This window comes from Mastigocoleus testarum BC008 (genome assembly GCF_001456025.1).
Classification (GTDB): Bacteria; Cyanobacteriota; Cyanobacteriia; order Cyanobacteriales; family Nostocaceae; genus Mastigocoleus; species Mastigocoleus testarum.
Map to the genome: position 1 here is coordinate 46,461 of NZ_LMTZ01000106.1, position 26,957 is coordinate 73,417.

General features: G+C 36.6%; 20 protein-coding genes. 5 read left to right on the top strand and 15 right to left on the bottom strand.

Annotated elements, in window-relative coordinates; genetic code table 11:
• Positions 1-167 precede the first annotated feature (167 nt).
• Positions 168-1,313 (top strand): glycosyltransferase, encoded by a 1,146-nt coding sequence (locus BC008_RS25275; protein ID WP_027841458.1) that lies wholly within the window; start codon positions 168-170, stop codon positions 1,311-1,313.
• A 127-nt stretch (positions 1,314-1,440) separates the two neighbouring features.
• Here the strand turns inward: BC008_RS25275 and BC008_RS25280 are convergent, their stop codons facing one another.
• Entirely contained in the window at positions 1,441-1,704 is a 264-nt protein-coding gene (locus BC008_RS25280) for a hypothetical protein (protein ID WP_027841457.1), read from the bottom strand.
• A gap of 1,202 nt (positions 1,705-2,906) precedes the next feature.
• On the bottom strand, positions 2,907-3,656 hold the full coding sequence (locus BC008_RS25285; RefSeq protein ID WP_027841456.1) for a DUF561 domain-containing protein: 750 nt from the start codon (positions 3,654-3,656) through the stop codon (positions 2,907-2,909).
• A 546-nt stretch (positions 3,657-4,202) separates the two neighbouring features.
• Here BC008_RS25285 and BC008_RS25290 point away from each other — a divergent pair.
• Complete coding sequence (locus tag BC008_RS25290) at positions 4,203-4,619, top strand: hypothetical protein (protein ID WP_027841455.1); 417 nt, start codon at positions 4,203-4,205, stop codon at positions 4,617-4,619.
• A 224-nt stretch (positions 4,620-4,843) separates the two neighbouring features.
• Here the strand turns inward: BC008_RS25290 and BC008_RS25295 are convergent, their stop codons facing one another.
• On the bottom strand, positions 4,844-5,404 hold the full coding sequence (locus BC008_RS25295; protein ID WP_027841454.1) for a DUF2854 domain-containing protein: 561 nt from the start codon (positions 5,402-5,404) through the stop codon (positions 4,844-4,846).
• A 228-nt stretch (positions 5,405-5,632) separates the two neighbouring features.
• Here BC008_RS25295 and BC008_RS25300 point away from each other — a divergent pair, with 228 nt between their 5' ends.
• Positions 5,633-5,815, top strand: coding sequence for a hypothetical protein (locus tag BC008_RS25300; RefSeq protein WP_027841453.1), 183 nt, complete (start codon positions 5,633-5,635; stop codon positions 5,813-5,815).
• Positions 5,816-5,975: 160 nt separating this feature from the next.
• On the opposite strand, the gene BC008_RS25305 is transcribed toward BC008_RS25300, so the two are convergent.
• The 6 genes from BC008_RS25305 to BC008_RS25330 form a co-directional block, all read right to left on the bottom strand.
• Positions 5,976-6,389 carry a response regulator gene (locus BC008_RS25305; RefSeq protein ID WP_027841452.1) on the bottom strand — a complete coding sequence of 138 codons (414 nt, stop codon included), beginning with the start codon at positions 6,387-6,389 and terminating at the stop codon, positions 5,976-5,978.
• A 161-nt stretch (positions 6,390-6,550) separates the two neighbouring features.
• Positions 6,551-8,761 (bottom strand): polyphosphate kinase 1, encoded by a 2,211-nt coding sequence (gene ppk1 / locus BC008_RS25310; RefSeq protein ID WP_027841451.1) that lies wholly within the window; start codon positions 8,759-8,761, stop codon positions 6,551-6,553.
• A gap of 263 nt (positions 8,762-9,024) precedes the next feature.
• The gene (locus BC008_RS25315; RefSeq protein WP_027841450.1) at positions 9,025-12,435 is read right to left on the bottom strand and encodes a carboxypeptidase regulatory-like domain-containing protein; all 3,411 of its coding nucleotides are present in this window, start codon (positions 12,433-12,435) and stop codon (positions 9,025-9,027) included.
• A gap of 215 nt (positions 12,436-12,650) precedes the next feature.
• A complete protein-coding gene (locus BC008_RS25320) occupies positions 12,651-13,541 on the bottom strand; it encodes a fimbrial biogenesis chaperone (protein ID WP_027841449.1) in 891 nt (296 codons plus the stop codon).
• 51 nt (positions 13,542-13,592) lie between these two features.
• Complete coding sequence (locus tag BC008_RS25325; protein ID WP_161938158.1) at positions 13,593-14,129, bottom strand: hypothetical protein; 537 nt, start codon at positions 14,127-14,129, stop codon at positions 13,593-13,595.
• A gap of 255 nt (positions 14,130-14,384) precedes the next feature.
• Entirely contained in the window at positions 14,385-14,948 is a 564-nt protein-coding gene (locus BC008_RS25330) for a hypothetical protein (RefSeq protein WP_027841448.1), read from the bottom strand.
• Positions 14,949-15,854: 906 nt separating this feature from the next.
• On the opposite strand from BC008_RS25330, the gene BC008_RS25335 reads away from it, so the two are divergent.
• A complete protein-coding gene (locus BC008_RS25335; RefSeq protein ID WP_027841447.1) occupies positions 15,855-17,300 on the top strand; it encodes a sensor histidine kinase in 1,446 nt (481 codons plus the stop codon).
• A gap of 588 nt (positions 17,301-17,888) precedes the next feature.
• Here the strand turns inward: BC008_RS25335 and BC008_RS51530 are convergent.
• From BC008_RS51530 to BC008_RS25350, 3 genes are all read right to left on the bottom strand, one after another.
• Positions 17,889-19,457 carry a CAP domain-containing protein gene (locus BC008_RS51530; protein ID WP_235595938.1) on the bottom strand — a complete coding sequence of 523 codons (1,569 nt, stop codon included), beginning with the start codon at positions 19,455-19,457 and terminating at the stop codon, positions 17,889-17,891.
• 389 nt (positions 19,458-19,846) lie between these two features.
• Entirely contained in the window at positions 19,847-20,986 is a 1,140-nt protein-coding gene (locus BC008_RS25345; protein ID WP_082650628.1) for a tetratricopeptide repeat protein, read from the bottom strand.
• A 157-nt stretch (positions 20,987-21,143) separates the two neighbouring features.
• Complete coding sequence (locus BC008_RS25350; protein ID WP_027841444.1) at positions 21,144-21,761, bottom strand: RNA polymerase sigma factor; 618 nt, start codon at positions 21,759-21,761, stop codon at positions 21,144-21,146.
• A gap of 200 nt (positions 21,762-21,961) precedes the next feature.
• Here BC008_RS25350 and BC008_RS25355 point away from each other — a divergent pair, with 200 nt between their 5' ends.
• A complete protein-coding gene (locus BC008_RS25355) occupies positions 21,962-22,552 on the top strand; it encodes a hypothetical protein (RefSeq protein ID WP_027841443.1) in 591 nt (196 codons plus the stop codon).
• Between the two features lie 360 nt (positions 22,553-22,912).
• On the opposite strand, the gene BC008_RS25360 is transcribed toward BC008_RS25355, so the two are convergent.
• The 3 genes from BC008_RS25360 to lysS all read right to left on the bottom strand — a co-directional run bounded on the left by BC008_RS25360 (position 22,913) and on the right by lysS (position 26,706).
• A complete protein-coding gene (locus tag BC008_RS25360) occupies positions 22,913-23,377 on the bottom strand; it encodes a hypothetical protein (protein WP_027841442.1) in 465 nt (154 codons plus the stop codon).
• Positions 23,378-24,323: 946 nt separating this feature from the next.
• The gene (locus BC008_RS25365; protein WP_027841441.1) at positions 24,324-25,019 is read right to left on the bottom strand and encodes a hypothetical protein; all 696 of its coding nucleotides are present in this window, start codon (positions 25,017-25,019) and stop codon (positions 24,324-24,326) included.
• Positions 25,020-25,170: 151 nt separating this feature from the next.
• Positions 25,171-26,706 (bottom strand): lysine--tRNA ligase, encoded by a 1,536-nt coding sequence (gene lysS / locus BC008_RS25370; RefSeq protein ID WP_027841440.1) that lies wholly within the window; start codon positions 26,704-26,706, stop codon positions 25,171-25,173.
• Between the last annotated feature and the right edge of the window lie 251 nt (positions 26,707-26,957).

Here is a 26,957-nt window from a genome sequence, read left to right on the forward strand (position 1 = left end):
AACGACTTCCAAAATAATTTCCAAAATAATTAGGGCTTGCTGAAACCAGGGAGATGGGAGAGAAGGGGGAAGCAACCGAAAAAGGAAGATAGAAGATGAGGGTAAGTAAGGATGTTTTTTGTTATCATCCCATTACCCTACCCCCATTTACCCATTGCCAATCACAAATGAAAATTCTTTTTTTAGATCAAAGTGGTAAACCAGGTGGCGCTGAGTTGTGTCTAATTGATATAGCCAAACCTTATCGTCAAGATTGTTTAGTTGGTTTATTTGCCGATGGTTCTTTTAAAACGTTACTTGAAGAAAACCAAATTCCTGTCAAAGTTCTAAATCGCAAAGAAATTGAAGTTCGTAAAGAAAGCTCTCTTCTTCAAGGGCTACGCAGTCTAGGTCAAATTTTACCCTTGATTTTAACAGTGGCTAAAATAGCCCGAGAATATGACCTGATTTATGCTAATACTCAAAAAGCTCTAGCGATCGGAGCTTTGGCAAGCTTTTTCAGTAACCGTCCTTTGGTCTATCACTTACATGATATTCTGTCCCCAGAACATTTTAGTCAGACTAATCGCCGGATTGCGATCGCTTTAGCGAATAAATTCGCTTCCTTAGTAATTGCAAATTCTCAAGCCAGCAAAGATGCTTTTATTACTGCAGGCGGAAAATCGGAAATCGTGAAAATAGTCTACAACGGATTTGAGCCTGCTAAATACAAGGTCAAGGAATCTCAAGTTAATGATATTAAACAAGAACTAGAATTAGACGGGAAATTTGTCGTCGGACATTTTAGCCGTCTAGCCCCTTGGAAAGGACAACATATATTAATTGAAGCGATTGCAAAATCTCCCAAGAATGTTATCGCGATCTTGGTTGGCGATGCATTATTTGGCGAACAAGAATATGTTAGCCAATTACACAAACAAGTTAGGAATTTGGGATTGGAAAATCGAGTCAAATTTTTAGGATTTCGTGATGATATTCCCCAACTTATGACTGCTTGTGACCTAGTTTCTCATACTTCTACCTCTCCCGAACCATTTGGTAGAGTGATTGTTGAAGCGATGTTGTGTCAAAAACCTATCGTTGCTGCAAAAGCTGGTGGTGCTATGGAATTAATAGATCATGAAGTAAATGGTTTTTTAACAACGCCAGAAAATACTCAAGAACTTACACAAATTATTGATAAGTGTCTGAACAACCCAGAAGAAATTACAAATATTGCTAAAACCGCTCGACAGAATGCAGCTGAACGTTTTAACGTCGTAAATATTAATCAGCAAATAACCCAACATATAGAGTCTACGATGGGTTTATAAATCAAAACTATTCAAGATAAAAGATGAGTAATAAAATTCAGGAGTCATGAGTTGGGACTCAGAACCGGGGCTAGGGATTTATCATACTCTATTGGAGTATCGCGTCTTGGATAAATCCCTTTTTAAATCAAGCAGCTTCTTGTAATTGAGGTTGTTCGCTCACTTCAGTGATATTAAGCGCCAACTGTTCGGGTTGAGGTGCTTCAGCTTTCTCTAATACTTTTACTTCAATATTGACACTAATCAAATAGTTACCTGATCGAGCATTAACTGCTTCAGCAATTAATTTCGCCATTTCTGGGCGTTTCGCACTCAAAACATCCCGTAAAACACATTTGTCCCATTCGTGCTTAGCTGTAGGACTGAGGCTGAGAATGTAATGCTTAACCATAAGATATAAACCCTTAACCCTTATCTTAACCTTTTGATCCTGAAATTAATCCAGTATTATGGATCTCTAAATTTATTATAGTACATAAATACTATTGTGTCCGGCGATTAACTCAAACTTCTCCAATGGTGCAGATGCAATTTGCAATGAAATTATTGAATATTGATGATTTATTATTTAGAAAATAATTCTTCTTTCTATTTAGTACTGACGCATATGTCCTGTAGAATGCGCAAGACCTAAAGTACCCCGTCGCTAGGCGCTAACACTTTGTAAATAAAATGCTCAGTGGTGCTGCGCCAACGTGTAATGATGGTAAATATTTTTGTGTGTGCATAAAATATACTCAGTGATGCAATCGAAAATTAAGCAGATACAGAAAAACACTAAAAAACGTTCCGGCTTCTAGGGAACGTCTTAAACATTTGCGGTAAGTAAGCAACCTGTATCGCACCTGTATTATCTTGTCTTGCATGTATAGTTGCAGTACGGATTAGGATTTAAATTCCAGTAGCAACTTTGCTCGGAGAGAAAATGGTAGCCAAAAAAATTATGAGCTAACAAAATATAACAAAAATGCGATGCAAATTTACCCAATTAAATGAATTAACGTGCTAAGTTTATCTCAAGACAATGGGAAGAATTTACTCAAATATCCACTTTGGTAATCAAAAAATTATTTTTGTGCTAAAGTGCATTTTTACAAAAATGGAAGGCAAGCAAAATCGGAATTTTCCCAATAAATCTTAATTATCGATGAAGTAATTTAACTAAAGATCTAGATTCTCCAGTTACTACATCACATCTTGAGGGGCGTATTTTTCTAAAGGTAAATTCTCCAGGACTACACCAATAGATGTATCAAAATTTTACCAATAAGGATGGAAATTCTGTCTGGCACAATTAATTAATAACTCTCGGTTGTATCCATACATATTGGGAGTGTTACAAACACTACACTACTGCTAGCATTTCTTAACGTCGTAAAACTTATAGTGGTGCCGACGAGTTTCCACCCGTACTAGAGTAATTGGATGTATAGACACAACTGAATAGAAATTAATCTCCCTTTTTCATCGTTATTAAAATCTTTTACGGGCTTGCATTCCCATAAATAGACTTACGGGCTTTTTCCCTATGACTATTGATTTGCGTGAGTTCTTTAAGAATCCAGTTACAAATAGAAAGATGCTCCTGTTTTCCTAAAGAATATTGATTCTTTTCCGGTTGGCCATTAATGATTCTACTATACCCCTAACAGCAGCAATCATTGCAATTTCACTGTTAAGTTGGTTGATTGCCGAACCTACACCAACACCAGCTGCACCAGCAGCAACAGCAAGGGGCGCTGTCACACTGGAGATACCAGAAGCACACAATACCGGTACCGAAACAGCACGAGAAATCTCATAAGCAGCAGCCAAAGTTGGGGCAGCTTTTTCTATTAATCCTAATGTTCCGGGATTATTGGGCTTACTGCTAGTACCACCTTCTGTCTGAATAATATCTGCGCCTACTTCCACCAATTCTTCTGCCAATTCCACTTGTTGATCCAATTTAAGAATGTGAGGAACAGTCACAGAAAGAGTAATTTTTGGAAGAAGAGCACGAGTTTCTTTTGTAAGTGCTAAAACTTCTTCAGCTTCAAATTTACGCCCTTTGACATAAAAAGAATCAAAATTACCAATTTCAATAAGATCGGCACCAGCATTCACTGATGTCACAAATTTCTCTGGTTCTACTGCTGATACACAGATAGGCAGATTAGTCAATAGTTTTACTGTCTTGACCAATGCAGGATCTGCAGCAATATCAATGAAGGTAGCACCACCATGATGTGCTGCTTGAACAGTCGCGGCAACGCTCTTAGGATTGAAATTATTCAAACCACTGATAACTTTTAAAGCATTGCGGTTGAAAAATGCACGTTGCAAAGAAGGATGCATCGTCATAGTTATTCTCTTGAGGCTTTGAAAATAAAAATATTTTACCCTTTCCCTGTAAACAAATAATATCGTATCCTCTGGAACACTTTATTATATGTGTTGAACTTATGACTCAGATTTTTTTAACATTTCACAACCATGGAACAGCAAATCACTAAAAAGCTACCAAAAGTTCATAGGTGTTAGGGCATTGAGTATAAATTCCATTTTTCTACGCAAACATTAGAAAAAGGAATCAAATAGGTAACTGTAGTAAAAACATATATTATTGTACTATATGTAACCTAAAAATATAACCTAAAATTTATAGCAATTATAAGTTTTCTCTAGGACTCGCTTTCAATTACTGACCATTATTTACACTTTTGAGTTTCACAAAATAAAAGAAATGAAGAATTAACGTTCGAGTATTTCTGTTATTAGGACGTGTAGAAATAATTGATTGTGAATCTGTTTCACTTTGAAACCATGTCAGGTATGCAAAATACTACTCCTTCAAGACTATAGTTTATAGTTAAAGCTAGGGTTTACAGTTGTTAATGCCAGATATTAATGTCAGAACAAGTTATTTGGGTACATGGTGATTGTTTGAGTCCAAAAAATCCAGCATTTGAAGAATATCCAAACTCTCCTGCAATCTGGATATGGGATGACGCACTGATCGAAAAATGGCAGATTGGTCTGAAACGAATTACCTTTATTTATGAATGTTTATTAGAGTTACCTGTCACAATCCGTCGTGGTGATGTTGTCAGTGAAGTTTTAGCTTTTGCGGTAGAAAATAACGCTAATAAGGTTATTACTGTCGACACTCCCAGCCCTCGCTTCCATAGTATTTGTGATGAAATTGAACGTTACAAAAAATTAGAGGTATATGAGGCCGATCCATTTTTTGAATACGATGGTTTCATTGACCTAAAACGCTTTTCTCGTTACTGGAAAGTCGCCCAAAAGCATGTGTTTGATTAATTCATGATTTAATAAATCTCAAATTTCACTAGTTTCGCAACTACCAAAGGTTAGATATCAAAAATTTATACATAAAATCTATACGGTAGCGTTAAGCATACTTGAATAACCAAAAGCCAGTGCCAGTTTATTTTTTCCCAGGAGTCTATATGCTTTAGTAACTACTCCCCCATACGAATGAGGAAGATTTTCACTATTGTTTTGCTTCTGTAAATGTGCAAATTTTAATCAGCTTTTTCCTCAAGCAAAGTAACCAATGCTAATTCAATTCGATCTTCACCAACTTCTGCAATTTTTACGTCTACCCCAGGACCAAAGTATTTAATCATTTTCTCATATTTTTCTTTCCAGGCATCAATAGAAAATTCTGGGGAGTCAAATTCTAGAATAATCGTATAAGCACCTTCAGTTTCTGTTTCTCTTAAACCAGTTATTTCAGGTAAATCGTCATCGGTTGCACCAAGACCTAAATAAGATAGAGCTCGGTCGAAATGTACATTTTGACCGTAACAGTATCTAGTGATATCTTTGCGAATTTTGTTTTGAGTTAGGGTTGCTTGTTTTTCCCGTAATGCCAAAATCTCTGGTGTTGTTGGTTGGGTAAACTTTATTGGCTTGAGTTCATTAGCTTTTAGTGCTAGTCCTCCAAGTAATAAAGGAAAACCATAAAAAAATCCAGCAAGGTTAAGAGTCGCATTATCCGTAGCATAGGCGACAAAACCAACTATAACAAGAATTCCACCAATACTTAGACCCAAAGTCCCCAAAGAAATCTGGCGTAACATGATTTTAATTTGTGTATTAATTATTATTACTTCATTTTTACTATCATCGTTTATTATCAGTACCTTGCCAAGATATTCACCTATGGAGCAACAGTGAAAGGAAAAAGCTAATTGTAATTGTCCGACCCAATTACTAGGCACCTATAATTTATTCAAATATAAAGCTAGTAAAGTAAAGTAGGGATAGAGCTTTAGACTGAAAAAATTAATTTGTGTTGGAGAGTAAGAATGGACGCCCAGACGATCAAGGAAAAAATTACTGCAATTAGAAGCAAAAGAGAATATTTACTAGGTCTTCTAGAAAAACCAAGTTTAGGTACTTTAAGGATTGATGTTAACCAAGCTTTAGAAGAAATGGATGAGTTGATTGACGAATATGAACGTACTTTTAATGAATCTGAAAATAATTAATTCTAAATTAAATTAAAAGCAACAGTTAAGCCTGGAAATTGCGCCGGTAGTAAACCCAAGATGTGCTGCCGACGCATTGCTAAAAAACACATATACTACTCCTATTGACCCTGAAACGATTTCGTCTATGTATTGATAAATAATTTGCAAATATATTCGATCATGTCACCGAATTATTTATACTGTTCTCTCCCAACTTTTTAATCAGAGAAATTAGTTCATTTGTTGGCGCGTCTTTTTTACAAAAAGCATCCAGACTAGCTGTTACTTTTTTCTCATGATATTTAGTTTCTTCTAATGAGGAATAAGCAATTATTTTTGTATTAGGAACAATAGTTTTAATGTGATTGGAAGCCATCCAACCATCCATTACTGGCATTTGTAAATCCAGGACAACCACATTTGGTGGGAAACGTTTGACGATTTCTATCGCTTCTTTCCCATTCTCTGCAACACCTACGATTTGAATATTTTCTTCACGAGAAAAAGCAAATTTCAGAGCTAAACGAGTAAGTTCGTGGTCGTCAACTATTAGAACCCGCAAGATAGAAGACTTACAGGACAACATTAACATTGAAGTAAAATTAAACTCAATTTACAGTAACTTTTATAGTCTATGCGAACATGCACCGCAACTGACTCTATCCTATGGTTGAATAAGTTTTAATTTTATAATTAAAGCTAACAAGGGTTAATCAACTGATACATTGGGACTACCTTAATATTTTTTGCAATTTAACTATCTGGAGAAAATGAATTTTGTTTTGGACTTATTAAGTTAGGAGGAATAGCAGCTGAACCTAACGCCATAGACATAAGTATTTTTTGCGAGACAGCTTCTGGACAATCGCCGGGACGTCGTTGGATATAACTACCATCAGACTGTAATTCCCAAGCTTGGCGGTTATCTGCTAGCATCATGCCTAAAATTTCTTGTAGGTCTTTTGCTAGGTCAGAATCCTGTATGGGAGTGATAGCTTCTACTCGCCGATCCAGATTGCGGGGCATCCAGTCTGCGCTACCGAAGTAAATCTCTTCATGTCCGTTATTGTAAAAATAGAAAATCCGCGAATGTTCTAGGAAACGGCCTACTATACTAATTACACTGATATTTTCACTCACATTTTTCAACCCAGGACGCAAACAACAAGTTCCCCGTACAATTAAGTCGATTTTTACTCCTGCTCGCGAAGCTTCGTATAACGCGGTAATAATTTGCGGGTCGATTAGGGAATTCATCTTGGCTACAATCCTTCCAGAAAGACCTTTTTGGGTATTTTCTATTTCCCGATAGATCAAATTCATGAAGCGATCGCGCATATTGACCGGAGCAACCAATAACTGTCGATAGGATTTTTGCCGGGAGTAACCTGTTAAGTAGTTAAATAAATCTGTTAGATCTGCTCCTAGATCTTCACGACAGCTAAATAAACCTAAATCTGTATAAAGTCTGGCTGTTTTCGGGTTATAGTTTCCGGTTCCGATATGTACATAACGACGGATGCGTTCTTTTTCTCGTCGTACTACCATGACGATCTTACTATGGGTTTTCAGTCCCACTAAACCATAAACTACGTGAACTCCTACACTTTCTAAACGTCTTGCCCAGTAGATATTATTTTCTTCATCAAAACGTGCTTTCAATTCAACTAAAACCGATACCTGTTTGCCATTTTCCGCTGCTGCGATTAAGGCATCTACAATTGGTGAATCACCGGAAGTCCGGTACAAGGTCATTTTAATTGCCAATACGTCCGGATCGTGGGCTGAATCTGTAATAAATCTGACAACAGAACGGCTAAAGGATTGGTAGGGATGATGTACCAATAAATCTTTTTCTCGGATTACAGAAAAAATATCCTGACCTTCATCAAGCTTAAGTAATCCAGAACCGGTATTAGGCTCTCTAAGAACTTGTAATCTTGGATGGACTACAGAACGCCAAGGTTGGTCTTTTAATTCTGGAAGTGGTAGTGATAAAAAATACATCAAGTCTCGCAATCCCAAAAGACCTTCCACCTGATAAACATCGCTATCAGACAAATTCAAATCTTGCAAAAGTCGGTTGCGAATAATTTCTGGAGTTTGAGATTGAAGTTCTAAGCGAACCGGAGTACCACCAACTCGACGCTTGCGTAATTCTTGTTCAATGGCTAAAAGTAAATCATCGGCTTCATCTTCTTCTAATTCCAAGTCAGCATCGCGGGTAATTCGGAAGGGGTGATATTCTTGAATGTTCATCCCCGGAAATAAATACTCTAAGTTGTGAGCAATTGCTTGTTCTAAAGGAACGCCCGTCCAAACAATGGATTTACCGTTGCGATTACTGCTTAAATCAGATGGTAAGGGTATAAATCGGGGTAGAACTTTGGGAACTTTGACTCGAGCGAAGAATTCCTGTTCGGTTTCTGGATTTTTAATAACAACAGCTAAATTTAAACTCAGGTTAGAAATATAAGGAAATGGATGACTGCGATCGACTGCAAGAGGAGTAATAACAGGAAATATTTGTTCTTCAAAATAATTGTTTAAATAATTCCTTTGTTGCTCGGATAGATCTATGTAATCTAGGATATGTACTCCATGTTTTGCTAGTTCGGGACGGAGTACTTGCTCAAAATGTTGGTTATGTTGGGTGACTAAAGGACGTAGTGCAAAGCTAATTTCATCTAATTGCTGTTGGGGAGTACGCCCATCAAAAGTTAATTTGCTTACTTTCGCTTCTACCTGTTGCTTTAATGCAGCAACTCGCACCATGAAGAACTCATCTAGATTTGAACAAAATATTGCTAAAAACTTCAGGCGCTCTAGGAGAGGAGTTCGTGGATCGCAAGCTTCGTGGAGTACTTTGCTATTAAATTCGAGCCAGCTCAATTCCCGGTTGAGATAGTATTTGGGATTGGTCAAATCTATTTGATCATTAACGTTCTTCTTGGACTTTGGCATGATTACCTGAGGGAAATTCGGTTGTGGGCAATAATGGGCAATAATTCAAGTCATTGACTAAATTTTTTGATTCCCTTGAAGAAAGTATTTTATATCTATATGGTTATGGTAGTTGAAATTGGACACGAAAATGTCCCTTCGCAAGATAATTAAACCAACCACTAGGTTAAAGGTTTTGATGCAAGGTTAAATTGCTGTTCTAAATTGCTTGAGATTTACCATTAATTCCCAATCCCAATATCTCGATATTTAATCCCCAAATATCAATTTTTCTTGCTTTCTTTCGTTGCAGTAGAAATAGGTAGTCGCAGATTCTGGTCGTAAACAAATTCGTTGCGAATTTCTATATTGCGTTTGGGTAACCGTCTTTGCTTATTTAGATTTTCCTGAGGAGAAATCTGTAATGTATATTTGCCAACAGGAACTCCGTCAAGGCGATATAGACCAAACTTATCCGTAACGCCGGATAATACTCTTGCCCCAGAAGGATTTACTAATTCTATTCTAACTCGGGACATCGCTTTACCTGCAGTATCAGTAATTCGCCCCGCAACACCATATTCTATTCTCGTTGGAAAATTGAGCTGGGTAACCGCAGAACTAGCAACTTCAGCAACCATGCTAGTTTTTGGAACTGCTATTTCTATTGGTAGCTCTTCTGTTTCTAATTCCACCACATGTAGACCTACTTTTAAATTCCCAATAAAGAAATTACCATCTTTATTAGTTTTTGAACTACCAACCAAATTATTGTATTGGTCATAAACCTTGACAAAAGAGCCCTTTAAGTCCCAATTTTGCTTTTTATCTTCTATTATTAATTTCCCAGCGATCGCACCTCGCTCTTTACCAATTCCACTAGCTCTTGCTGGTGTAACTCTACCACCTACAAAGGATAGATCTGAGATCAATGACACAGACAAACTACCGTCATCTAAACCACCAAAACCATTCCTAGCCCTCGAAGGAATTCCTTGATAATCAAGTCTAGCCAATAAACCGGGAAGTACTTGCATGCTTGCGCCTACCAATGGTCCGAATTCACCATCGCTGTAAGCCAGTCCCAAATTCCAACTAAGTTGTCGCAAACTTCTGGGGGAACGACCAAAACTGACTGAGTAACGGGGAGCTAAACCTTGACCGAATTCGCTTCCCAAAGACACTTGGTAATTGCGATTGAAATCGTATCTTAAATCAGAGATGTAGGCATCACCGTAGGTATTAAAAGATAATCTTGTGGAGTTACTCGGTCTAAAGAAAGCGTTGAATAAATAATCTCCATTGATATCTGGTCTACCGTTTAAAGAGAGAGTAGAAAAAGGTCTAGCAAAAAAAGTTGGCAAAATATAATCTGCTGAACTACCCCCATCTTTACGACTGCGACCAATAACACCTAGGCTGAATTTATTACTAAAGCGATACTTTGCTTCCAAGCTATGGTTAAAGCGCTCTCCAGTACTGTTAATACGATATCCTTCAGGTAAAGATTGGGAATTCGCATTGATTTCCAGCTTATCAAATTGGATATCCAAGTCCGCAGCATAACCAAGTTCGCCACGGGAACTACCCACACTAGCAGATAAAATTATTGGATTTGCTAAACGCCACACCAAGCCAGCTTGTCCCTGTAAAGCATCAGGAACGGCTTGCAAAGAACCTTCAAGAGTCAGATTATTAGTAAGACCTTGGCGTAATTGATAAAAACCAACTGGTTTCCCTTCATCAGAAGAGGTGTAATCATCAAATAAACTATCTTGAACCAGGTTACCGTTAAATCCTAAACCCGCTAGTTGGACATTACCTCCAGATGGTAGTAATAGGTCAGAAGCATTCAACCTAACGGAACGAATATCTCTAGGTACGCGTAAATCATTGCGGTCAAATATCGCAATTTCAATTTCTTTACTTTGACCGACAGGTAATCTAACATCAAGAAATTCATATCGCCCGTCAAACCCTACTTGCTGTTGGGCTATAGGAATACCCCCAACTCTCAATTGGACAAAACTAGCTGGTGGGGCTTGACCGCGAAAGGTTTGTACTGGTCGAGAACGTCTAGGTACGAGTTCGTTAGCGTTATAACTTGGATTAAATCTATCTTCAGGGAGATTACTATAACCAAGTTGAAACCCAGTAAGACCAACTCCATTAAGGAGAGGGTGCAAACCTACTCTTTGTTTACCTACCTGATAACGAAATCGACCGTTACGTCTGTAGAAGAAATATTCAGAAATATTTGGCTGATTCTCAAAGTTATTATCTAAACGTAAGCGGAAAGCACCGCCTAAAAGTCTACCACCCAATTGGCTCGAACTACGTAGAAGAGTATCTCCCCTACTATTATAAAAATTAAATTCTTGCTTCAAACTAGAAATTCCGCTTCTGGGAGCCAAAAAATCAGGTTGTAAATCTATTCCTTCTCGTCTTCTTTGTTGGGAACCTCCACGCCAAGGTAAATCTGCTAGTAGACTTAAATCGGCAGTGTTTAATTCTAAATCTATCTTGAGCTTTTCTTTGAGAACTTCTTTACTAACGTAAATAATGCCATTAATCTGCTTGAATAATTCAGGCTTAATATCTACAACTCCCAAAGGGCTTTGAACCTGAAAATTATCATTGTCCACTTCAAACGTAAATTCAGCAATCTCAGCAAAACTTTCTAGAGGTATCAGTAAAGTATTATCTAACTGAAGAATATCTAGAGTACCGACTTCCCTACCATTAATGATTACTCCAACTAAAAAAGGTTCTCCGGGTCTTTGTGCTAGTTGAAGTGAATATTTTTGATAACTTTGAGTATTTTCATTATCTTGTAGTGTTTCCTGCTTTTGATTCGCTAATCTTACTCGAAGACTATCGGTATTCTTATTTAGATTATTGCTATTGTTTTCAGAGCTATTTTTGGTTTTTAGGTTATTATTCGAATTTTTATTAGTTGATATATTTCCTTGAGAAGAAGCGATTTCAATAGATTTTTTACCGTCGTCACTTAATTTTATTGCTTCGCTATTTGATTGCTGCAAAGAAGTAGATATGGCAGTAACAATTAATTCTTGAACTATTGATAGAAATTTAACTGCATTAAATTTAGTATTCCTAGAAATTGTTGTACTATTAAGATTATCTTTATGTCGTTCTGTTTTTTCTGTACTATTAGTTTCTTCAGGATTAGCATCTCTTGAAACTGGGACTTTACCAATTTTTAAATCACTAATAAGAATTGGTTTTTTAAAGGATGGTTTTTTAATGATTTGTGATTCGACCTCAACTGCACTATTATTAGTAGTGATATTGTCAATCGAAGCATATAAAGAAACACTGATAATTTCTTGAACAGCAGCGAGAATTTTCCCCACCGTATTTTTTTGCTTAGCCTTTTGAACTGCTAATTTTGTTGTAGAATCATACTCTTGTGGAAATGTATTTACCTGAGAATTATTTTGGGGAGTTATATTATGATTTTTTTGTTCTAATAATGTATTGGTAGCTGATAAAGAATTTGATTGACTGGTACTATCAGCTTTTTGACTTGAATAATTTTTTACCGCAAAAGCTTTTACTTTATCAGGTTTTCGCAGCTTTTGAGCGACTAGATATTTGTCTGCAGACACCTTATCAGATGTCATCATCAGAATAATTGCTGGGGGTGTAGGTGGTAAAGCTGGGTAGAGCATATCTAAGTAATAAAATTCAAATAACTAGCCAAAATATCCAGCTGTTAACTCTAATTAAAAGAAGTTAAAAATAGCTTATGTAGTTTTGCAATTTTGCAAATTTTTAAATCTTCGATTTTTCAAATTCTCGACTTTTCAAATTCTTAAATTTTTAGACTCTTGACTTTTTAAATATCTCAGAATAAAAGTATCTTTAAGTCTTCTTATAAATAGAATCAAAACTTTTTATTTACGGACTTAGAAGTATTAGATAAAGGCGGAACAGTGAAAGGAATACCCTTATCAATAGGAATTCCACTTAAATCACCATTAATGTCTAAAATGTATTTTCCTGGTGGTAATTTCTTTGCTACTGGAAGTATCTGCTGACGACGGGTTGTAGCTAAAACAGGCTTGATTTTAATTTTTCCTGCAGCTAAGACATTAGCCGGTAATTTTATTTTTGATTTATCTAAACCTGGTATATTTTTAGTTACTTCTGAACCTGGATACTTAGCTGCTTCCCAAATAGCATACTGTCCATTCATACGCACATGGGCATTTCCTTGACTGGAAATATCAAAAACCGCTGTTGTCAAACCATTGGAATTAGTATCTAAGTTTACAGAATTAAGAATGCCAACTCTTTTTATTTCACCAGAATAAGCATAAATAACTACCCCCATGCTAGCAACAGTAATTAAAGAGTTTGGATTCCGGTTTTTATTTTGTCGTGGAATTTCTTCAAGGTTGATGATCGCTCGATGTTCTCCAGGAGCCAGTTTAACTTTGGGACGAATAGCAAAGCGAATTGTTTGTTCGCCACCAGGGGGAATAGTAAATCTAGAAGGGGTAAAAATAATTGCTTGGTCTAAAGTCTGCTCGGTGGATTCTATTTCTTGTAATTTGCTATTTTTGTCCAGAGTCCACGAGCGGATATTAGCCTTCATTTGTACTGGCTTATCGTCAAAATTTTTAATTTTGAGGGACTGTGAACGCTTTTTACCACCAATGGGAATTTCAAAACGAGGGGGACTAACACTAACCTCAATTCCATCGACGCTCTCAATCCCAAGTGTTAAAAGTGCAATCAAACTTAAACCAATACTTTTGAATTTATGTAACATTTGAACCTTTATACTCCTCACAGATCGAACAAAATATTTTAGGAATACCTTTTACAAACAACCACTATCGTTGCGTTTGACGCATACTGATATTTGTCCTTGGTAACTACCTGCATTCCCAGTTTTAAATGCATCCCCAAACAGCAGGCGTACGCCTCCTTCTACTACACTTGTGCTGGTATTAGGGTCGTTAGATACTTCCCTAATGTCTAACGGTTCCAGGGTTACACTCAGAAAAGGATTGCCATTTTCATTAGAAGTTGTAATTGTGTATTGGGCTACTAAGTCGGGTACATCTTCAGTTGGAACTCGCATTCGCCAAAGTTGTGGTAGCTCGCGGGAAATTACTTCATTAAATGAGGGAGCTACTAGTAACTGTCCTTGAGTACTTGCAGTTCCGCTCTGGCTTGGTAAAATATCTTGAGGTCTTAAAGGAGAAATATTTACAGGTTCGGAGCTAAAAGATAATTCGTAATCACTGCTAGGATCTGGTGGTGGTGATGTTTGCGCCGTAACTTGTAATTGAGGTATGACTAAAAGTGCCATAACCATCAACCAGTAGTATCTCAAATTGAGTTGGCAACTCATGGTATTTAAAATTTATGTTGCAGATATTTCTTTGAAAGTAGTATTGGGAAGGGAAAATAATATTGTGTTTGGATGAGTATTGTGTCCGTATTAAATACTTGTCATTAAATTTTCCTCGCTCTCAACTCTGTTTGAGAGAGTTTGTGGAGTCTTCTGATTACTTTGAATTTTCTTTTTACAGGGATAACCTGATTTGAAATATTACTGGAAGCAGGCGAAACGCCTGCACCCGAATAATTTGTAATTGGATCTGGATTAGAGTTGTGCTTCTGCTTTCACTCTAACCATACCTCCGCTATATGTTCCAGTAGCCCTAGCATTTGTCAGATCAAATACAAAGTCAGCACCACCAACCAAAGGTGTGGTTGCAGTTGGACTTCCATTAGGTTGAGTGGGTGTAACGCTAGTGATTGTTGCAGTAGATGCAGTATCTGTAGTGCTTGTCAATGTGTCTTGAGTTGCTTCAATGGTCACATCAACATTTGTACCACTATTAGCCCAAACGGCGTAGAGTTCTTTAACTTGTTTTGGTACCGCTGATAATTGATTTCCATCAGCAAGAGATGGTCTTGGGGCTACAGTAAGGTTGGTATTCCCATCAGTTGTATTGTTAGTTGGGTCAAAATCTTTGTCATTTGCTCCCAAATCTCCTTGAGTAATATCCAAACTGATATTTTCAAAAGTCCGCAAGAACATTGTCGGTTGAATAGTGATTTCAACATTGACCTCTTGCTCTACTGCATTTGCAGGCGCACCTATTACAATGCTACCAACTGCACTCAAGCTAGCAGCAATAATTGCTAAAAATTTGGTTTTCATTAAAATTTTCCTTCAGTTTTGTGGTGTAAATGTTGGAAGTTTGATTAACTCTCTTTTTCCCAATCTTCAAAACTAATTGGATTATGCTAATTAATTTTTGTTTTTAGATTCCCTGGTAATCCCGAGAGTCGAGGGTCGAATTATTTTTGCAAATATGAGATTTATTACAATATTAAATTTCTAGATAGGTATATCACCTCCTTAATTAATTAAGCTAAATACTTTAATGTTTATCCCATAATTGAGTTGCAAAAAATTACTTATAATTCATAGCATCTAATATTTATGTGGAGTTATTATTGATGATGTAATTTACATTTTTGCAATCTGCGATAAATACATGTTTATGGGGCGTTTAACCGCAAATCTTAACCTTACAAGAATGAGATAAACTAAAGATATATATGGTATTAATTCTGTATAAGATAGCTTTTTAGTCAAAAAATATATTTTAATTATTCTTTTGGTAATAAATGCAACTATTAAGGAGAAAAAGTAGAATTTTCGGGTTAAAGTTTGTAGCCCCACATATACATTATGCAATCAAGATGCAAATATAAATTCATAATTGAGCACCGTTATGAATTTACTCAAAAACCAAAGTAAAAAGTGTCAAAAAATACATGTCCAGTTATTAGTATTACAAATCTCCCCTGCTGAGGAGTTACATAAAGAATTTAACCTCTGTAACTAAAAGATTACTTCAGTAAGAATATGGAATTATTAGTTAACTAAATCGAAAAATAATTAGTATTAATACTTAAGTAAACATATAGGCTTATATACCCCTATGTAGATAACACCTATCTTATTGGACCCAAAAAGGCATATTCAATAATTTTGAGATAATTATTTCCCATTTACATTGAGCGATCTACCAGTAAAAATACCAAGCCCTCCAAGAATATGTTCCAAGCAACTCGGCGTCGTCTAGCACTTTGGTATACAGCTATTACAGCAGTACTTTTATTACTTTTTGCAAGTGGTGTTTATTTGTACGTTCGCTCGACCTTAGTAGAGCGAATCGATGACACTTTAAATCATGTAGTCGAAGTAGTAGAGCGATCGCTAGTTATAGAATCAGTAAGTCTAGGCAACAGTAAATACAATCAATTGCGTGTTAACCCTGAAGCCAGCTTTCGCAATAATGCTGATTCAGTGGAAGACGACCGCATCGATTTGGAGTGGTTTAGTCCTAATGGTAAATTACTTTGGTCTACTTTCTCAGAACCTTTAGATATTCCAATTCATGCTAATCGTGATGGTGAAACTGTCCGGGTAATTAGACCCAATAGTAGTTCAGATTGCAGTGATATTTCAGTAGACTGTAATTACAATATTTTACTTCGACAAGTAACTGAAAGAGTAGAAATAGGAAGACAAGTTTTAGGTTATTTACGTGTTAGTCATCCTTGGTTTGAAGTAACGAAACCCAGTCATCAACTAATATTTGATTTGGCTGGAGGTAGTGCTTTGATGTTACTTTCTGTTGCTGCTAGTGGTTGGTTTTTGGCTGGAAAAGCAATGGAGCCTGTGGGAGAATCATATCAACGTCTCAAGCAGTTTACTGCTGATGCTTCCCACGAATTAAGAAGTCCGATTGCTCTAATTCAAACTAATGTTCAAGTTGCACTTACAGATCTAGATTTAACAGAATCAGATAACTTGGTAGATCGAAATTATCGCCAACAATTAAAAGTTATCGAAAGACTGACAAAAAGGCTGGGAAAATTAGTTAACGATTTGTTATTTCTTGCGAGACAAGATAGCGGTATCAATAAAAATACTTTTTCTTTCTGTCCCTTGGATGTATTATTAATTGAATTAGTTGAAGAACAACAACTATTAGCAGCAGAAAAAAATATTTCTTTGACTTTGGAGTTGATAGAACCTCCCATTAGCGAAAGTGATTTTGAATTACCGGATGACTGGTTCTCTTTGAGGGCTAATTGGGAACAACTAGTACGGCTATTTACTAATTTAATTAGCAATGCTTTGCAATATACTGATAGTACAGGAAAAGTCCAAGTAGAGCTAATGCGTCTAGAATCGAACCATCGAGTATCTGGATTGCGCGATCGTTATCCTCAATTGGAAGTGAAAGTCAGTGATAATGGAGTAGGTATTCCTCCAGAGGCTTTACCCAGGTTATTTAATCGTTTTTATCGGGTAGATCCAGCACGCGTTCATCACTCGAGTAATAAACATATTGGAGCTGATACAGGTTCGGGATTAGGATTAGCGATCGCCCAAGCGATTGTGGAGTATCATCACGGTCAAATTCAAGTTGAAAGTACTCTGAATCAGGGTACAACCTTTACTGTTTATTTACCGATAATTCCCGAATCTTGATTTTTAAGTGTTTAGCTTGCTCGGTGTAAGCCCCACGTCCTACCTGTACTGAGGTGTAGGATATACTAAATCTCAAAATTAAAGTAGGTTGGGTTGACGAAAATGCTTAACGGTAACCGTATTGGGATATAACCTCCCAACCGGAATGGCACTAAGAAAAGTTGTTCGCCGCTAGGCGCGGGGTGAAAGCCTTGCTATTCGGGAAGAGGGGGTAGAGAGGGGAGAGAGGGGAGTTTAATTAATGAGGATTGTTGCACAAAACTGAATGGCACGCTTCCCACACCTCCCACACTCCCCACACCTCCCACACCCCTCATCAGTTCAAGGTTTGAGTCTTAACGAGCGTGCCATTCCCTCCTAACAGTTAATTAACCCAGGGAAGAGCAGAATGAAATATAGCGCTACAGTTTTAGGTTAGGACATTTATTGTTTCCTGTTCCCGCTTCCCTTTTAGGAAAAATATAATATCCTAACCTACACGCTTACCGATCAAATTTGCGTTGTGAAAAAATTAAGGTACGTCATTACCTTCGGTTTTACTGTGGGCTAGTGAAACTTGCGCTTAAGAATGTATAAACTTTGATCTGGTTAAGAAGTAACTTGCGTACTGAAATTCTGAGTCCAATAGTCTCTATAGTTGACATTACCAGTGTCATTTTCTAAGTAGTAGTAACCAATACCTATTTCTTCGTAATACGGATTAAGGATATTTCGACGATGTCCGGGACTATTCATCCAGGCTGCAACAACAGCTTCAGGTGTAGAATATCCTGCAGCAATGTTTTCTCCAATGTAGGGATATAGATAGCCTTGTGCTTCTGCTCGTTCAACAGCAGAAGAACCGTCGGGACTTTTATGACTAAAAAAGTCATTAATAGCCATATCCAAACTATGATTTTGAGAAATTTGACTCAATTCTGTACCCAAAACTAATGGCTCTAAGGCAAATTTAGTACGTTCCTGATTTGTTAGTCTTAAAACTTCTTGGATAAATTCGTCATTACTACCAGTGGGTATTGGAGTCTGTGGAATAGGAGTTTCTGACGCAGTAGGTTCCGATCTATTGGGTGTTGCAGATAAGCTCAAATTGTAATTTGTAGAGCCACCTTCAGGCTCGAAATAGACCTCTATATAAAAAGTACCAGCACCTAAATGATCAATGATGAGTGATTCTCCCATTGTTCCTGGATTGTTCACACCAGCAACAATTTCACCACTAGTATTACGCAAATTTACACCTGCATTATGTTTTAAACCGTTAAGTGTCAGATTGAACTCATTACTTGCTTCTTCTAAGGTGAATTTATAGATATCTTTCCTATCATTACTACTAACAGCCTCTCTCCATGTAACTGAATTGTGACCGAGTAAAATATGGCGAGAAGTATCGATAGTGTCTCCTGCAGAATCCTCGAAAATGTGGTTACTTGCCATACGACCTTCAGTCAAACCATCGGTGATAAAGTGTTCGTAGGCCATTTGATAGTTTAAGTTATCTCTTCCAAGGTCAGAATTGAAACCTAAATAACGTTTCACATCAAATGATTCCGATGAAGCTCGACCTTCACTCAAACCATAAATCCGAAAGTGTTCTAAAAGTTGCTGGTTAGTAAGACTTGCATTTGCTAAGTCTGGGTTATTATGGCGGTAAAAATTAGGGTCAAATGCAACTGAAAATCTACGTCCTTCATCCAAGCCATAAATCACAAAATGTTGTAGTAACGCTGATTTATCCTTACCAAACTCTGTTAATAAATCCGGATTATTGGCTAAATAGTAATTAACATCAAAAAACTGAGAAAATCTCCGTCCTTCTGCAACACCATAATTTTGCAGATGCTGAAATAATTGTTCATTACTAAAAAAAGTTAAATCAGTATTATTTTGGCGATAAAAATTCAAATCCCATAATTCAGAAAATTGACGCCCTTCTGAAATTCCGTAGTTTTGCAAATGTTCAAAAGCATCTTTATTGCTAAAGTGACTCAAGTCACTGTTGTTAGCTCGATAAAAGTCTAAATTTACTAAGAGGGAAAAGGATAAATCTGCTTCTAAACCATGGTTTTGAAAGTGAGACCATAGGTCATTATCACTCAAACTTTCTAAGCTTGGGTTAGCAGAGCGATAAAAGCTCGCATCAAAAATATTGACAGGCATAGGTTAATAGGGAACACAAATTACTGAGTATTTTCTAGGTAGAGCACAGCCTATGCCACGTGGCTGAAATTAAAAAGTTATTTTCCTTGGAAATCGAAATTAAATTATAGTTTATATTTTTTTAATCGTCATTATAAGAAAGTGTTATTAAATTAATTTCTACATAATTATGTAATGGTAATTACTTAAACGTCCACATCAAATTAAGATTTATCCAAGAGTTATCATTAAATTAACTTTTTTGAATTTCACCAAAAATATTTAATATTCATAATTAACAATAGATGAATGTAGTGATTTTCTTGTATCAAGTAATGCATTTATAGAAATAGAGACGCAGTAACACGTCTCTAGAATTAGCAAGTAGTTAAATTCAGAAAAGCTTTCGATCAGCGTTTGCTGATACGGGTAATTTTGTCGAGTAACAATAACTCTTCTCTGCTATCTTCCAAGGTTTTTGCAAGTAAAATAGCTCTTTCGTAAAAATTACGAGCTGTAGAATATTGACCCATTTGCTCGTACAATTTGGCGTAAGATTCAAATGATTTCAACTCTTCCCGAATATTGTTGAGTTTCTTCGCTATACTCAAACGTCTTTCAAGCAATTCAAAAGCCCGGTCATAACGCTTCACGGAACTATGAGCAGTTATTAGCCCATCCATCGCACGTAATTCATTTGAGCGGTCGCTGATAGTTTTTGCAATCCGTAGTGCTGCACCGTAAGTAGCAATGGTCTGTTGATAATTATCGACTAAGAGGTAAGCATCCCCTAAATGATTGAGAGTATTTGCTTCTCCGAGGGAGTCCCTAGCTTGACGGCGAAAGTTTAATGCATTTTCATAAAGCTCCATGGCTTGGTTATGATTTCCCAAACGAAAATTTGCTAAACCTACATTGCTTAAAGAAAGTCCTTGACCTTCAAGACTTTCAATCTCACGAGCAATGTTGAGGGCTTCTATAAAAGTTTGAAGTGCGGGATTAAAATCGCCTTTTTGCATCAATAAAGTACCGATGTTATTTAATGCAAAAATTTGAGAGCGAAAGTCTTTGAGATCGCGAGCGATCGCTAAACGCCGGCGAATAGCATTTTCGGCTTGTTTAGAACGACCTAATTTTACATAGCTTTTACCCAATAAATCGTAAACTAAACCTTGAGCCTTTATGTCTCCAGTGAAATGATAAATTTCTAAAGCCTGTAATAGTAAATTTACTGCTGAGTCTGTTTTTCCTTGTTTTAATTCCCGTCGAGCTAAACTTACCTGTCGATCAGCTTCCTCGCGTAATTGAGATGAATTTTTTACATAGGATGAACCATGAAGTTGTTCTGTTACTTCAACTGCATTCACTGTCACAGGAACAAAAAAAATACTCACAAGCAAAATCTTGCAGGTCAATAATATGATGTTTTCGATTTTTATTTGACCTCTACTTTTTTGACCTTTACGGGGTGATTCTTGAAATTTATTATTCTCCCCAGCACAAGAAAAGAGATATTCCCAAAATAGATGTTTGAAAAATAAGTTTTTCATAAAATATTCCCACAATAATGCAGGTTTGAATAATTTAAAAAAGTATTAAAAAAGTAATCGGAAAAAAGTAGTTAAAAGGAAGTAATTAAAAGAAAGTTATTAAAAAAATATTGAAAAACAAAATTGATTAAGTTCCACTGTTATTTGCCACTAGATTTTAAGTTTCGCTCAGGTAGATGTTGCGAATATCTAATGGTAATTTTTCTTCCAATAAAGAGTATCCTTCTCTAAGTAAATTATTTACTTCTGGTGGGGAAATTTCTTCTCCTTCTGCTTGCAAATAAGCAGCAATTCTAGTCTCGCTCCAGTGGAAAGTTTGTGCCATCAGTAAAATTAATCTAAGTTTGGGCGATAGTTGTTCTAATGCTTGTTCGACATAACACCAAAGTGGTGGAGAAGTATCTTTAATCGAGTAGTGAATCGCTTCCGTGGGGGGTAATTCTGTTTCATTGATAGAGTAAGCAGTCATATCTATTAGCCAATTCTGCAAAGTCATACCTTCCTGCTCGGGTTTAGAAACATTTAAGTCCAAACCGCCCAACTGGTAATAAATATTCCGCCAGGTCAAAGCAAACAAGTAATCTGCTTGCACTGGAGAACGTGCCGAATGTCGAATTAATGTATAGACTATAGGGCTATAGCGGCAAAAAATCGCAGTAAAGTATTTACCAGCATCCGGATGAGCAACAAACAGATTTAACAGTTCCAAATCACTGTGATGGAATAATGATTTCACTAATGGATGATTGGCTTCAGAAAAACTTGGTATTTGCACGATCCTAGTTCGAATATATTGGTAATATAAGGGTAGTGGCTTATTTATGTTAGATGGTAAAGTATCTTGCTTAGCATTAACAGCTCGTAGTTAACAGCAAGACTTAGCAGGCAATTGATACACTATAGAATACAGACTTAAATTTAAGTCGAAATTTGCAAAACGAAAAGTAGCTCCGTTATACAATTTTTAATGTTTTCATGTTTATAGCAGCTAGTGTGATATCGTTCCTGCTTCAGCCATTTACTATAGGTTCCTTTTTACCTTCTTTACCATTAGATAGTCTTTTCTCCACTCAGGGGATAATGGTCATGTTACTGGCAGCATATGCCGGTGCAATGTGGATGTTTCTCACCAGCGCTCCAAAGGTGCACACGGTGATGGTATCGGATTTAGAAATAGCCCGACAGTTGTATGAAGGTTTACTGGATTTACCTGCGGCGGAAGTACCTTTACATTATTACTACAATTACGAACAAACCATTGGTGCGACTGGAATAGATCCGCTTTATTTGGGAAGTACTCCCACATACAATCGCACAAATAATGCTGCAGAAGGACTGTGGTATCAGCTGAAGAAAAACACTCAGCTACATGTGATTACGGGAGCCAGTTTGGGTAACAAAAATCAGCAGCGTCACGTTTGTTTCGACCGCGAATGCTTAGAAATGATTTTATTGCGGGTGGAAATGCGGGGTTTGAAGTTTAAGATTCGCAGCCGCAAGCCTTTAAATTTTTTAGTAAAAGACTATGAAAGGCGTGTTATTGAGATGGCTGAAATGGCAAATTAATCTTTGCTATGAAGGTGGGTTTTTCCCACCATTGCTATTTTCACAAGATAAAAACACTTGGAAAAAATAAATTTTAAGCATCTTTATTGATCGATATCTATCCGGATTTAGGATTTGTAGTTGATAAAAATTCTGGAAAGTTAGCTTGCAAGTCCAACTTCCTACTAGTGTGGAGGTGTGGGGTGGAATATAACCTTCTCCTAACCTCTCCCAAGGGAGGAAAGGGCGAGCAAAATAGCTCACTTTCCAAAAAAATTAACCAGTTAAAATTTTGGTACATTCAAATTTTTGTACGCCCATAAATCCAAATACTAAATTTGAGATATCCTAATTTCTACAATATTTCTGATTTGTTAATAATCAATCCAAAATATCTGTCAATTTCTCTAGTAATTCTTCTGCTAAATTTACTAGATTCACTAAATCATATCCATCATTAGCAGTTGAATTGTTTCTTCCTGCTTTCGAATTGTGCAACAAGAAATCTTTGATTGCAAAAATTTGCTCTGCTCTTTTCGAAAAACTTAAACACCTCTCTAATTCAGAGACTATCTTTGTCAGAGGTTTATCCCCAATTCTTTCCCATAATTTGACAGCAACTGGATCCCCACTTTCTAGGAAATTCGTAATATGTTCTGTAATATTTTGTTCTTCTTCATCTTCGCTCCATTTTTCCAGCCAGTCTCCATCTAAGTCCTCAACATAAAAATGAGCAGCTTCAAGACCATATTTAATGATGTCATTCTGTAGTTTTTGGGCTGATTCTACAGCTTGTAAAAAATCTTCTAATCTCTCTTGACAGCCAGTTGGGTTATTTTTGAGCATGGTGACTTAGTTTTTTAGGAGCACTTAACGAAGAAAGATTCAATCTAAGTAACGGAAAAAGACTTAAAGTTTTCAGAGTTGGGAACTCAGTTAACGAGGTGCTAAGCATTAGTGATTCTGCTGTTAATCTTCATCTTGAAACAAGATTATTTCGTAAACTGAAAGTATCTCATGTGAGAAATAGTAAATACCGTAATTTTTACAAATACATTCACCTAATACGTAAGTTCATATAGTCGATGATCTTGAAATTCAATGTGTTAAGTAAAAAAAATTTTGAGTAAAACTTTTGGAATACAACAATAGCAATCCGTCCTGTCTAAGGTTTACGTTTTATATGATACCTGCCGGAATATAAGTAATTTTACAGTGCTAAATATAACAACATGAAGGAATTATTAGTCAACAAGTCAGAGTAACCCATCCAGTTTTGATAATTTAACTTTAAAGAGAACCCAAAACTGGAATTTGTAAGGTTGTGTAAACATCAAGCAAAACTCCCCATTTGGTTCCTCACCAAAATTCTGCAAAGATTTATGATTATGTACTCAATGACTCTATAAACATTCAAAGTCACAGCTTTAACTAGCAGAAACACACGGAATCAAAACAGTTGTTTTTCATTTTGATTTGGAGACCCGCTCGCTAAAAAAAAATTTATTTATTGGAAGCATAAATATGCTGGTTTGTATAGCTACTTACTTAAAATGAAACAAGTATGTTTACGCGCACTATTTGTAACAGACTATCTTTAGTTTTCTACTGAATTTTATTAACACTACCTTCTAAAAGGAAACTGAGACTGCCTATTACGAATGAATACTTCATCCTTCATTCATTCTGACTCCTAAATTTTAAATTTTATGTTTCTGAAGAAACTTTTTTTAATAATCTCGAGAATAAAATTGATAAAAAGTCATTTATAAATATATTACATTAAAACTTTTCACAGATTAAACCTGAGATAAACCCCAATCTTAAGATTATTACTGTTGTAAAGAGTTATGTTAGCGATCCTATTCACAAAATTAGGTTCTCCAGGATTGTAACTTAGAAATAACCCCCGTTCTATGCTCCAAAAACGTAGAGTACTTTCCCAATCATTAGATTTTTCTTGACAAAATTCTTGATTGAGAGTGGTCAATTGGACGCACAATGAACTTTCCTGCCCAGCACTGACTATTATATCAGTAGACATTGAAAGGTCTATTACATAACGTTTGACTACTGTCCCGCCACGAAGTTGAATTTCCTCAATCGCTGAAGCTATTAAATCTTCATCTTTTTGCTCAAATTTCCCAGCCATAAGTTTTCTTCGCCAAATATAAAATTTGGGATCTTTATGGTTTAACCATTGGGGAAACAAGTAGTTGTACCAATATTTTAAGGTTGGATTTAGCGCCTCTAAAGCTGCTCTTCGCTCTTCTTGAGAAGGTAAAGATTTAAATTTTAGCCAAGCTTCAGCATCCCTTATTATTTGCTCCAAAAACAAAATCAAGAATCTTTTTGCAGTCAAGGAACCTGTTTTTATATCTCCAACCCAACGGTCGATTTCAATCAATCGTTTCTCCAAATTCGGATCGACAAGGGATGCTTCTTTTATGAGTTTTTTTAATCTTTTTTTAATATCTTTTGCTAACAAAAATTAATTTACCTCATTCCCTGAATAAATTTATTGTCCTTGTGTTTTTTGCTACTGAATCGTATAAGTTTGACAGTCAATTGGAGAATTAATTAAAGAATCAATTTGAGAGCAGTGCGTTAGGTATAACTAACGCACCCCAAATTTCATATCACTCAGGTTTATCAGGGTTTAATTCTTCTGTTCCTGATTTTTCTGGCTTGAGTAGGGGGAAAGCGATCGCATCACGAATACTGGCACAATCGTTTAACAGCATCACCAATCTGTCAATACCAATACCTAAACCACCAGTGGGTGGCATTCCATACTCTAAAGCTGTGAGGAAATCTTCATCAACACCTTGGGCTTCTAAATCTCCAGCGGCTTTTCTGGCTGCTTGTTCCTCAAGGCGTTGGCGTTGATCGATCGGATCTGTCAACTCAGAGAAACTATTAGCGGTTTCCCGTCCGACTATAAATAACTCAAAACGTTCTACCAATCCGGGTTTAGAGCGGTGGGGCTTAGATAAAGGTGATATTTCTACGGGGTAGTCCACTACGAAGGTGGGCTGAATTAATTTTTCTTCCGCTTTTTGTTCGAAGGCTTCATTTAATAACTTACCAATTGATGGGCAATCTTCTACCCCTTCAATTCCCGCTGTTTTACATGCAGCTTTGGCTTCTTCCAAGGTACTAAATTCTTGGAAATCTAATCCAGTATTTTCTTTAACTAGATCGTGCATTGTTACCCGTCGCCAAGGAGGAGTCAAATCAATTTCTTGTCCCTGGTAGGTAATCTTCAAAGTGTAGAGTGTTTCTTGGGCAACCGTAGTAATAATTCCTTCGGTAAGCGCCATCATATCATTGTAATCAGCGTAGGCTTGGTAAACCTCGATAGAAGTAAATTCTGGATTATGGCGAGTGGAAATTCCTTCGTTGCGGAAAATTCTTCCCAATTCAAAAACTCTTTCAAAACCACCGACGATCAACCTTTTCAGGTGTAACTCCGTGGCGATACGCAAATACAAATCCATTTCTAAGGTGTTATGGTAGGTAACAAATGGACGTGCATCTGCACCTCCAGCCTCACTTTGGAGAACTGGGGTTTCAATTTCAATAAAATTCTGCTCTTCTAAATAGCGACGAATACCTGCAGTAATTTGAGCGCGACGACGAAAAGTTTGCCGTACTTCAGGATTAACAATTAAATCTACATAACGTTGACGATAACGTTTAGAAACATCTGTTAAACCATGCCATTTATCTGGTAGAGGCAACAAAGATTTGGTAAGAATGGCATATTCTTTAACATAAATAGATAATTCGCCCTTTTCAGTGCGTTTAATTGTTCCTTTAACTCCCAGAATGTCGCCGACATCTGTAAGATTTTTCAGATTATTAAAAGCATTAGCATCAATTTCAGCCATGCTTTCGGAAATACGTTTTTTCTCCAGATAAAGCTGAATTGTGCCAGTTTCGTCTTGTAAAGTGAAGAATGCTAGCTTACCAAAAACCCGACGTGCCATAATGCGTCCGGCAATGGAAACTTCTAAATTAACTTCTTCACCTTTACCTAAATCGGCAAAATTTTCTTGTAATAGCGCCGCGCAATCGCTAGATTTCCAATTATAAGCATAGGGATTCATCCCTAACTGACGCAGTTTTTCGACTTTCTCTAGCCTTGTGGCTCGAATATCTTCTTCGGACATGGTTAACGAATTTTAGAAGGGAAAATTTCTCGGGGGAAAGATTTAATTATAAGACCCTGGGAAATTGTACATTCATTTTTATCTCAGTGTTCCAGATTGCAAAATTCTTTCCCAAGATGATCTTCTTAATTTCCAAAACTCTTAATTTCCAAAATTTGTAATTTCCAGAATCTGTACTTTCTAGAATTTATACTTTCCAAAATTTGCCAGTAAGCAGGTAAATAGAAAGATGATTGTATGATTTCTGACTT

Bases quoted from the DNA above. Each gene is read 5' to 3' on its own strand.
- BC008_RS25275 (WP_027841458.1), top strand. From the start codon at position 168: ATGAAAATTCTTTTTTTAGATCAAAGTGGTAAACCAGGTGGCGCTGAG.
- BC008_RS25280 (WP_027841457.1), bottom strand. From the start codon at position 1,704: ATGGTTAAGCATTACATTCTCAGCCTCAGTCCTACAGCTAAGCACGAA.
- BC008_RS25285 (WP_027841456.1), bottom strand. From the start codon at position 3,656: ATGACGATGCATCCTTCTTTGCAACGTGCATTTTTCAACCGCAATGCT.
- BC008_RS25290 (WP_027841455.1), top strand. From the start codon at position 4,203: ATGTCAGAACAAGTTATTTGGGTACATGGTGATTGTTTGAGTCCAAAA.
- BC008_RS25295 (WP_027841454.1), bottom strand. From the start codon at position 5,404: ATGTTACGCCAGATTTCTTTGGGGACTTTGGGTCTAAGTATTGGTGGA.
- BC008_RS25300 (WP_027841453.1), top strand. From the start codon at position 5,633: ATGGACGCCCAGACGATCAAGGAAAAAATTACTGCAATTAGAAGCAAA.
- BC008_RS25305 (WP_027841452.1), bottom strand. From the start codon at position 6,389: ATGTTAATGTTGTCCTGTAAGTCTTCTATCTTGCGGGTTCTAATAGTT.
- ppk1 (WP_027841451.1), bottom strand. From the start codon at position 8,761: ATGCCAAAGTCCAAGAAGAACGTTAATGATCAAATAGATTTGACCAAT.
- BC008_RS25315 (WP_027841450.1), bottom strand. From the start codon at position 12,435: ATGCTCTACCCAGCTTTACCACCTACACCCCCAGCAATTATTCTGATG.
- BC008_RS25320 (WP_027841449.1), bottom strand. From the start codon at position 13,541: ATGTTACATAAATTCAAAAGTATTGGTTTAAGTTTGATTGCACTTTTA.
- BC008_RS25325 (WP_161938158.1), bottom strand. From the start codon at position 14,129: ATGAGTTGCCAACTCAATTTGAGATACTACTGGTTGATGGTTATGGCA.
- BC008_RS25330 (WP_027841448.1), bottom strand. From the start codon at position 14,948: ATGAAAACCAAATTTTTAGCAATTATTGCTGCTAGCTTGAGTGCAGTT.
- BC008_RS25335 (WP_027841447.1), top strand. From the start codon at position 15,855: ATGTTCCAAGCAACTCGGCGTCGTCTAGCACTTTGGTATACAGCTATT.
- BC008_RS51530 (WP_235595938.1), bottom strand. From the start codon at position 19,457: ATGCCTGTCAATATTTTTGATGCGAGCTTTTATCGCTCTGCTAACCCA.
- BC008_RS25345 (WP_082650628.1), bottom strand. From the start codon at position 20,986: ATGAAAAACTTATTTTTCAAACATCTATTTTGGGAATATCTCTTTTCT.
- BC008_RS25355 (WP_027841443.1), top strand. From the start codon at position 21,962: ATGTTTATAGCAGCTAGTGTGATATCGTTCCTGCTTCAGCCATTTACT.
- BC008_RS25360 (WP_027841442.1), bottom strand. From the start codon at position 23,377: ATGCTCAAAAATAACCCAACTGGCTGTCAAGAGAGATTAGAAGATTTT.
- lysS (WP_027841440.1), bottom strand. From the start codon at position 26,706: ATGTCCGAAGAAGATATTCGAGCCACAAGGCTAGAGAAAGTCGAAAAA.